At 41.0% G+C, this 11433-nt stretch carries 1 protein-coding gene; it reads right to left on the reverse strand.

Annotated elements, in window-relative coordinates; genetic code table 11:
• Nucleotides 1-120: 120 nt before the first annotated feature.
• Nucleotides 121-11427 carry an amino acid adenylation domain-containing protein gene (locus U2H13_RS17235; RefSeq protein ID WP_376700553.1) on the reverse strand — a complete coding sequence of 3769 codons (11307 nt, stop codon included), beginning with the start codon at nucleotides 11425-11427 and terminating at the stop codon, nucleotides 121-123.
• Nucleotides 11428-11433: the final 6 nt, after the last annotated feature.

An 11433-nucleotide genomic window follows, 5' to 3' on the forward strand; every position in this document is an offset into this window, starting at 1 on the left:
ATGTGCATATTTCAGATATGTTGGGTGGGACCGCGAGCATATGCACATGATCCGGCATCATATGTCTTTTTATGACCCCTCCACCCGCATAGCGGGTGGTTTTACGGGTAAGATCCAACATTAAATATTCTTCATGACATCATTAAGGAGCTCTTCTTCAATTGTAATGCCTGTAATGCGAGCAATTAGAGTACTATTTTGAATGTAAAAGTGCATGCTAACTCCAAAATCTTCAGACTCTATAATCTGTGTTTGTAAAAACATCTTCTCAAGTGATATGTCATCTCTACTTGCAAACTTATCAAGGACTCCCTGATAATTAATGATTGGAATGCGATGGGACATTTCATTAAAACCGTACTTTTGTGCTATAAGAAACAACTTTTCTGTAATTGCAGATTGATTAATACTCGATTTTTCTGATGTTGATAAAAGCTGTTTTTGCGTTTTACTTTTCCTATCATAAATTGAATATTCTAAATTTAAAGTTAGCCCCAACATTTCCTTATTGAATTCATCTCTGTTATGTGTCAAAACAGAAACAGGGATGTTATTTAATTCTTCAGGTAAGTCACTATACATAAGCCTTGATATAAATTCTACTGCTGTATTAATGGGTTGTTCGCTAAATTTCTGATATTGTAACTCATTTAGTTTTACATGAATTTCTGTAGACCTCTTAGTGTCTCGTCGAGAGACCAAATCAGCTGATTGTTTAGCAGCTTCAATATACTCTTCCATGTTAGACTCTTGAGCATCAGGAATTTCCAGTTCGTCAACTTTCTTTTTAATCATTTTGCAATATTCTATGAAAGAATAGTTATAGGGAGTGGTAAGTCTGTTGTTCAAAGTTTCATGAAGCATAACCTTAAACAAATCTTGTGAGACTCCATCCCATATTAAATGATGAATTGCACTAAGTACTAAGCAATGGTCTGCATCTATTTCTACGATTAAAAATCTAGATAACAGCTTATCATCAGTTAGAAAACTCATTTCATTCACAATTTCTTTAAATTGTTCTGCAGATAATTCTAAGGTTCCTTTCACTACTGGAATTTCCCACTCATCTGAATAATCGTATTCTTCTAAATAGGTCATTTTTTGATTTAATTTCGTTCTTAATGCCCCATGCCTGGAAATTATTCCTCTGAGTGATAAAGAAGCGTTCTCTGCCGTTCCTTCTATTGTTATGATTTCAGTAATAATTTCTGTATCCGGTCGCAAGAAGTCCTCATGTCCTGTCAATACAGGACATTCTAAAGTAGAACGTGTTTTAATATGGTTATCTCCATAATAATTCAACTGTTTTTGTATCATGCACTTTAGATCGCCATCACGGTTATCACCAATTAATGTTTCATCTAATGGCATTTTTACTGTTCCTTTTCTGGTTAAACACGTTTTGACAACATCCTTAATTGCTCTTTCATATGCCAATACCAATGTTTGAGCATCCTCGTCAGTATACAATCCAGTATCATATATGATGTCAAATTCAAGTTGCCCATTTAAAACAGCCCCATTTAGAGACAATCCCATTCCTGATGAATTTTTTTCTGACATACTTCTTCCTAATGGCATTCCCGACATGGATATTCCTTCAATTCTGTCTATCTCGTTATCCAATTCTCCAAGATAATTGAATGTTATTGCTGCGCTCATCTCAAGTCCGCTATGCTCACCAAGATATCTCAAAACTCCATATCCAATTCCATGATTAGGGACCTGTTTCAATGTTTGTTTTGTCTCCAAAATGCTTTCTTCAACAGTATCTTTTGTCTCCAAAATAATAGGATATACACTTGTAAACCAACCAACTGTACGATCGATGGCGATCTCTCTATCTATTGTCTCTCTCCCGTGACCCTCCATTTCTATGGTTAGGTACTTAGAGTTTCTCCATTCTTTTACTGCAATGGTCAGCGATGCCAGTAACAAGTCGTTTATTTCTGTTTTATATGTCTTTCCAGCTTCGAGCAACAGCTTTTTCGTCGTTTCAGAGTCCACTTTCACTACTTTATTTTTATATTGACCACTTGCTGTTTGTGTACTCTTGAATGTCTCAGTACTATTTGATTTATCCGATATATTTTTCCAGTATGCTATTTCATCTGAAAGCACTTCATTCTTAGCATATTGTGTTAAAGCATTCGCCCATTCCTTGTACGAAGCCGTTTTCATTGGCAGCGTGATTTTACCTGTCTCTTGTATTTGTCGATATCCACTAAATAAATCCTCCAGCAGAATTCTCCATGATACACCGTCTATGACCAGATGATGTACACAAATTAGTAAATGATCTCCACTGTCTGAATGGAACAGCCCTACTTTTACTAAAGGCCCGGTGGCTAGGTCTATGCTTGCCTGTAATTTATCGCTGGCATACTCTATCTCTTTCGATACATCTTGCACTTTTGTATAATCTTTTTCATACCAATCATATAGCTTGCTTTCCTCTGTAGACAGCGTGATTTGACGTTGTCCGTCATATACATTTCTTAAAGCGTCATGATGTTTAATGATTTCAGTAATTGCTGTCTTTAAACTAGGTATGTCAAATGGCTCATCACTTCTTAACATTAAGGCCTGATTATAATGATTAGGTACGACGTGATTCTTATTGAAAAATTCTAGTTGTATAGGGGTTAATGGACTTTCCCCATTGATTTCTCCCTGTTCGTATACTTGATTTACTTCTCCCATTTGAATATTTTCCCCAATCTTTCTTGGGGTCTGCTGATACATTAATGCGGCGAAAGAAAGCTTATAACCTTTTTCCCGTAACTTCGAAACGGCCTTAATCGCTTTAATAGAATCTCCGCCAAGTTCAAAGAAACTGTCTTCTATTCCGACTGGAGATATTCCTAAGATTTCTTCAAATATGTCCGTAATGACTTTCTCTGTTTTAGTTCTTGGTGGCATATATTCCTGTCCTGCTAATGCATTTAGTTCTGGCAGTGCTTTTGCATCCAGCTTCCCATTTGGAGTCAGTGGCAAGGCATCAATCTGCATCATAAAGCCAGGTAACATATACTCAGGCAGTTTGTCTCTCAAATCATTTTTGATTTCAGACATATCCAGTTGCTGCTCTTGATTTGTCGGGATCAGGTAGGCACATATACTCTTGTCACCGCCTACTTCCAATGCAACAACGGCTACATCAGATATACCCGGCTGATTCCTTAGAACGCTCTCGATCTCGGACAACTCGATCCGGTATCCTCGGATTTTAACCTGTTCATCTATTCTTCCCAGGTATTCGATCTCCCCGTTAGGCAGCCATCTCGCCAAATCTCCAGAGCGGTATAACTTCCCTTCGCCATATGGATTGTCGATAAACTTCTGCGCTGTTAATTCAGGCTGGTTTAGATATCCCTTGGCTACTCCGTCTCCGGCGATGCATAGCTCACCAGGAATGCCAATACCACATAACTCCATCTCATTCAGTATATAGAGCTGCATATTGGCAATGGGACGCCCGATTCCTACACTTAAACCCTTATCTTTTTCGCTGGAATAGATATAGTCACAGCATCCTACGGTAGTCTCCGTAGGGCCATATTCATTATGAATCTTGACGCTGTCTCCTAATAGCTTCTGCGTTTTCCGTGCCGTATCTGTGGTGAACTCTTCTCCACCGACAATCAGCGTTTCTAAATTCGGTACATCTACGCCGTCTGCATAGGTTTCCAGCATTTTTAAATGTGACGGAGTAAGCTTAAGGAAGGTTACCCTGTTATCTTTGAATGCTGCACGCAGCCTTTCCTCCGCGTCTCCTCCCTTTAATAGAAGAGATCCACCACTAATCAGCGGTAAGAACAAGGACGTTACGGAGAGGTCGAAACTTAAGCTTGTAATCAGTACCGTCGTACAAGCTTCCTTCTGGTATTCTTGATCTGCATACGACAAGTAATGATCCAGATTGCCTCGTGTCACCGCCACACCTTTGGGCTTTCCTGTCGTTCCTGATGTGTAAATCACATAGGCGATGTCGTCTTTTTCAACGGCACACGCTGGGTTTTCCGCATTCTCGCCCAGATCTTCAAGATTCATCGAGATGAGTGGGACTTCCGTTTCCATAGTCTTCTCTCTTGTTAAAATGACCTTGGGGGCTGCATCGTTCAGGATATGCTCTATTCGTTCCTTCGGTGTTGCTGGATCAATCGGGACATAGGCGGCTCCACTCTTTAGCACGCCCAAAATGCCAATGATCGTTTCCGCTTCAAGGGAAGCCATGATGGCCACTCGATCATTGGGCTGAACACCTAACGAAATCAGTTCCCATGCCAATGCATTGGCCTTGCGGTTGACTTCTCCATAACGAAGTACGCCCGTTTCGTATTCGATTACCGTCTTCTCAGGTGTCTGTTCCGTATGTTTCTCGAATCGTTCCACTGCCATATGATGCTGTGCATACTCCGTATGGGTATTATTGAAAACCGTTAGTATTCTTTGTTGCTCTACCTCACTGACCATGTAAAGTTCAGACAATTTCATTTCAGGGTTAGCAATCACCCTGTCCAGCAACACCTTAAAATGCTCCAGTATGACCTGTGCTGAAGTCTCGGTAAATAAATCACTGCAATATACCAGATCTAAAGCGTACCCCTCTTCATACGCTGTAGCTTGTAAATCCAAATCAAATTTGGCATCAATGAAAGGAATGCCCAGCATCTCTACCTGTGCTTCGCCCATCGCCAGATGGATTTCCTCGTTATTCTGCATGGTAAACATCACGTCAAACAGCGGATTGCGTGACAGATCACGGCGTACTTCTACTTCCTCTACCAATTCTTCAAACGGGTATTCTTGATTCTCATATGCATTCAATGCCAACTCTTTGATCTCGCTTAAAAATTCTAAGAACGTTTTTTCAGCCCTTGGATACCCTCTCATTGCCAGCGTATTGACAAACATGCCGGCTATTGTCTCGGTGTCCTGATGCACTCGGCCTGAGATGGGTGTTCCTACCACGATATCTTGTTGCCTGCTGTATTTATGCAGTTCTATCATAAATACAGCCAGTAAGGTCATGTAATCTGTCGTTCCCTGTTGTTTATTTATATTTTGAATGCCAGCTTTCTGCTCTTGGCTAAGCTGAACAGACACTTGGGCTCCTTTGTAGCTTTGGATTTTGGGACGTGGATAGTCCGTCACCAAATCCAAAACCGGTGCCTCTTCTTTGAATACTTCTTTCCAATAGTTTCTCTGACTCTCCAGGTTTCTGCCACGCATCCATTCACTATAATCCTTGTATTGGATTTCAAGTGGTTGTAATTCTTCACCGTTATACAATCGTGAGAAATCTTCGATTAATAGATTTAGCGTCTGATGATCGGAAATAATATGGTGCATATCAAATAGTAAAATATAGTTGTTCTGATTTCTTTCTTTGACTACTTTAAAACGCATGAGCGGTGCTGTTCCGATGTCAAACGGGCGTACAAATTGTTCCATGTCAGCGTCACTGTAGCTGTCGGTCTCTTCATATTCCACTTGGCAGAATACCTCGTCTGCAATGACTTGAAAGGTTTCTCCTTCTGTCATGACAAAACTTGTTCGCAGCGACTCATGACGCTTAATCAGACGATCTATGGCTTGTTGTATTTTTTCTAAATCAAGGTTACCTGTTACTTCTAGCGCTGACGCCATGTTATATGCTGTACTGTTGCCTTCCATCTGATCCAGAATAAACAATCGTTTCTGTGTAGAGGATGCTGGATAAGCTTCTCTCTGTTCTGCTTTTGGTATTGGACTATATTCGCCTTCTCCCGCGGCCTCAATCTTTCTCGACAACATGACAGGAGTTGGTAAACTAAATATATCTTTGACTGGCAAACGAATCCCTGTCTTCTTCTCGATGGCATTAATGGCTGCCGTCGCTTTTAACGAATGTCCTCCCAGTTCAAAGAAACTATCCTCTATGCCGACTGGAGATATTCCTAAGATTTCTTCAAATATGTCCGTAATGACTTTCTCTGTTTTAGTTCTTGGTGGCATATATTCCTGTCCTGCTAATGCATTTGGTTCTGGCAGTGCTTTTGCATCCAGCTTCCCATTTGGAGTCAGTGGCAAGGCATCAATCTGCATCATAAAGCCAGGTAACATATACTCAGGCAATTTGTCTCTCAAATCATTTTTGATTTCAGACATATCCAGTTGCTGCTCTTGATTTGTCGGGATCAGGTAGGCACATATACTCTTGTCACCGCCTACTTCCAATGCAACAACGGCTACATCAGATATACCCGGCTGATTCCTTAGAACGCTCTCGATCTCGGACAACTCGATCCGGTATCCTCGGATTTTAACCTGTTCATCTATTCTTCCCAGGTATTCCATCTCTCCGTTAGGCAGCCATCTCGCCAAATCTCCAGAGCGGTATAACTTCCCTTCGCCATATGGATTGTCGATAAACTTCTGCGCTGTTAATTCAGGCTGGTTTAGATAGCCTTTGGCTACTCCGTCTCCTGCGATGCATAGCTCACCAGGAACGCCTACACTACATAACTCCATCTCATTCAGTATATAGAGCTGCATATTGGCAATGGGATGTCCGATTCCTACACTTAAACCCTTATCTTTTTCGCTGGAATAGACATAGTCACAGCATCCTACGGTAGTCTCTGTAGGGCCATATTCGTTATGAATCTTGACCCTGTCTCCTAATAGCTTCTGCGTTTTCCGTGCCGTATCTGTGGTGAACTCTTCTCCACCGACAATCAGCGTTTCTAAATTCGGTACATCTACGCCGTCTGCATAGGTTTCCAGCATTTTTAAATGTGACGGAGTAAGCTTAAGGAAGGTTACCCTGTTATCTTTGAATGCTGCACGCAGCCTTTCCTCCGCGTCTCCTCCCTTTAATAGAAGAGATCCACCACTAATCAGCGGTAAGAACAAGGACGTTACGGAAAGGTCGAAACTTAAGCTTGTAATTAATACCGTCGTACAAGCTTCCTTCTGGTATTCTTGATCTGCATACGACAAGTAATGATCCAGATTGCCTCGTGTCACCGCCACGCCTTTGGGCTTTCCTGTCGTTCCTGATGTGTAAATCACATAGGCGATGTCGTCTTTTTCAACGGCACACGCTGGATTTGTCTCCTTCTCACCCAGATCTTCAAGATTCATCGAGATGAATGGGACTTCCGTTTCCAGAGTCTTCTCTCTTGTTAAGATGACCTTGGGTGCTGCATCGTTTAAGATATGCTCTATTCGTTCCTTCGGTGTTGCTGGATCAATCGGGACATAGGCGGCTCCACTCTTTAGCACGCCTAAAATGCCAATGATCGTTTCCGCTTCAAGGGAAGCCATGATGGCCACTCGATCATTGGGCTTAACACCTAACGAAATCAGTTCCCATGCCAATGCATTGGCCTTTCGGTTGACTTCTCCATAACGAAGTACGCCCGTTTCGTATTCAATTACCGTCTTCTCAGGTGTCTGTTCCGCATGTTTCTCGAATCGTTCCACTGCCGTATGATGCTGTGCATACTCTATATGGGTATCGTTGAAAACCGTTAGTATTCTTTGTTGCTCTACCTCACTGACCATGTGGAGTTCAGACAATTTCATTTCAGGGTTAGCAATCACCCTGTCCAGCAACACCTTAAAATGCTCCAGTATGACCTGTGCCGAAGTCTCGGTAAATAAATCACTGCAATATACCAGATCTAAAGCGTACCCCTCTTCATACGCTGTAGCTTGTAAATCCAAATCAAATTTGGCATCAATGAAAGGAATGCCCAGCATCTCTACCTGTGCTTCGCCCATCGCAAGATGGATTTCCTCGTTATTCTGCATGGTAAACATCACGTCAAACAGCGGATTGCGTGACAGATCACGGCGTACTTCTACTTCCTCTACCAATTCTTCAAATGGGTATTCTTGATTCTCATACGCATTCAATGCCAGCTCTTTGATCTCGCTTAAAAATTCTAAGAATGTTTTTTCAGCCCTTGGATACCCTCTCATTGCCAGCGTATTGACAAACATGCCTGCGATCGTCTCGGTATCCGGATGCACCCTGCCTGAGATGGGTGTTCCTACCACGATATCTTGTTGCCTGCTGTATTTATGCAGTTCTATCATAAATACAGCCAGTAAGGTCATGTAATCTGTCGTTCCATGTTGTTTATTTATATTTTGAATGCCAGCTTTCTGCTCTTGGCTAAGCTGAACAGACACTTGGGCTCCTTTGTAGCTTTGGATTTTGGGACGTGGATAGTCCGTCACCAAATCCAAAACCGGTGCCTCTTCTTTGAATACTTCTTTCCAATAGTTTCTCTGACTCTCCAGGTTTCTGCCACGCATCCATTCACTATAATCTTTGTATTGTAGTTCAAGTGGTTGTAATTCTTCACCGTTATACAATCGTGAGAAATCTTCGATTAATAGATTTAGAGTCTGATGATCGGAAATAATATGGTGCATATCAAATAGTAAAATATAGTTGTTCCGATTTCTTTCTTTGACTACTTTAAAACGCATGAGCGGTGCTGTTCCGATGTCAAACGGGCGTACAAATTGTTCCATGTCAGCGTCACTGTAGCTGTCGGTCTCTTCATATTCCACTTGGTAGAATACCTCGTCTGCAATGACTTGAAAGGTTTCTCCTTCTGTCATGACAAAACTGGTTCGCAGCGACTCATGACGCTTAATCAGACGATCTATGGCTTGTTGTATTTTTTCTAAATCAAGGTTACCCGTTACTTCTAGCGCTGACGCCATGTTATATGCAGTACTGTTGCCTTCCATCTGATCCAGAATAAACAATCGTTTCTGTGTAGAGGATGCTGGATAAGCTTCTCTCTGTTCTGCTTGTGGTATTGGACTATATTCGCCTTCTCCCGCGGCCTCAATCTTTCTCGACAACATGACAGGAGTTGGTAAACTAAATATATCTTTGACTGGCAAACGAATCCCTGTCTTCTTCTCGATGGCATTAATGGCTGCCGTCGCTTTTAACGAATGTCCTCCCAGTTCAAAGAAACTATCCTCTATGCCGACTGGAGATATTCCTAGAATTTCCTCAAATACATCTACGATTGCTTGCTCCGTCTTATTACTTGGTGGTACGTATTTCGAGCTTTCTAACATATCTGGCTCTGGCAACCTAGTTTTATCCAGCTTTCCATTTATGGTTAGTGGAAATTCATCGATCTGTATCATAAAGGCAGGAATCATATACTCTGTTACTTCTTCTCTTATCGCTTCCTTAATTTCGGGTATAATTAATTCTTGACCCTTCTCTCCAATGAGATATGCACAGAGAATTTCATCGTTTCCAACTTCTTTTACAACAACGACAGCATCCGTGATGTTACTCTGTTTTCTTAATACACTTTCAATTTCACCTAACTCTATCCTGTAACCACGGACTTTCACTTGTTCATCTATACGGCCTAAATACTCTATATTTCCATCTGGCTGCCAACGTGCTAAATCTCCTGTACGGTACAGTTTTCCCTCACCGAAGGGATTTTGAATAAACTTCTTATCTGTCAATTCTGGCTGATTCAAATAACCTCTTGCTAAACCATCTCCTGCAATGCACAACTCGCCAGGTATTCCAATACCGCATAGCTCCATTTCATTTAGAAGATATACCTTTGTATTTGCAATCGGACGTCCAATGGTAATGGAAGTAGAGTCTGTATTCACTCTAAAACTAGTTGCATTTACAGTAGATTCTGTAGGACCATATGTGTTTAGCACTTCTACCTTTTTCGCCCATTCTTTTAAAGTTTCTAGACGACCTGCCTCTCCACCTGACTCCAGCAAACGAAGCGTCGGTAATGCGTCAACACACAACCCGTCTATTAACTTAGGTGTCAATGAAGCTGTTGTAACATTATTTCGATCGATATATTTTTGTAGTTGCTCCATATCATAGGTTAAATGTTTTGGTACAATGCATAATGCCGCACCATTGCATAGTGCAGGGAAGATATCTCCCACCGCTTGGTCAAAAGATACATTTGCAAATTGCAGCACCGTATCCTTGTCGTTCAGTGCAAATGTTTCCTTATATGTGACCCACATATTGACCACATTTCGATGTTCAATTAAAACTCCTTTAGGGTTTCCAGTTGTACCAGAAGTGTAGATACAATACACTAAATCATTAGACCTGTTAACATGCAAAAGATTGTCCGTTTCATTAGCATAATTATTCTCATCTTCTAAATCTAATACCGGAATCCCTACCTTCCCTGGCAGCTTATTCTTATACGTCAATACAATCTTTGGACTACTGTCCTCCAGCATATAGTGAATTCTATTATCTGGATATTCCGGATTGATGGGTACATAAGCTCCCCCTGCCTTGATGATTGCTAATATTCCTACAATCATTTCCATGCTACGCTCTGTAACTAGAGCCACCAAATCGTTTGGAACTACTCCTAAATCCCGAAGAGTACGCGCCAACTGATTTGCTCTCTCATTCAGCTCGGCATATGTCATCTGTTTATCATCAAATTTAAGTGCAATATGTTCTGCTGTTTTCTCTACCTGATTCTCAAATAAGCTGACAACTGTTTGTTCTCGAGAGTATTCTACATTCGTTGCATTGAAATCAACCAATATCTTCTCTTGTTCCCTGATATCAAGCATATGCAAATCTTTAAGTTTTTTTTCTGGATGTGTTACTGCTTCCTCAAGCAGCGTTACATAATGCCTTGCCATATATTCAATCGTTTCTTGTTTGAATAAATCTATGCAATACTCAAAATCAATTTCATACCCTTCTGACACACATTCAACCAGAACGGATAAGTCAAACTTTGAAACATTTCTTTTAATAAATGCACTTTTTCCGCCCAATAGGCCTTGCATTTCCGTCGGTTTTTTCTTTTCTTTTAATCCGAACATAAAATCAAATATCGGATTTCTTGAGAGATCTCTTTTCTTCTCTACGGCTTCAACTAAATCTTCAAATTGGTATTCTTGGTTATCATAAGCCTGCAGACACTTCTCCTTCACAGCTAATATCAAATGCTCAAAGGTCTCATCCGGACTAACTTCTCCCTTGATCACCAGAGTATTGACAAACATCCCCAACATACCCTTAGTATCTGCATGAACTCGGCCTGACACGGTAGTTCCTACAATAATATCCTTTTGGCGACTATATTTGGCTAATAATAAAATGAACACAGATAGGGTAACCATAAATTCAGTAGCACCATGCTTTAGGGCTAGATTTTTAACCCCTGAGCTTAATGGCTCTTTTACCTTTGCTACAACATTGGCTCCCCTGAAAGACTGGATTTGAGGACGGAGGAAATCCGTCTTCAAATCCACCCTGGCAATTTCACCAGCGAATTCCCTCCTCCAATATTCTTCCTGTTTTGAGATATCATAAAAATTCTGCCATACGCTGAAATCTTTATACTGGATTCGGTTAGAATTTTTATTCATAAGTTC

The organism is Bacillus sp. A1, assembly GCF_042296235.1.
Taxonomy (GTDB): Bacteria; Bacillota; Bacilli; order Bacillales; family Bacillaceae; genus Bacillus; species Bacillus velezensis.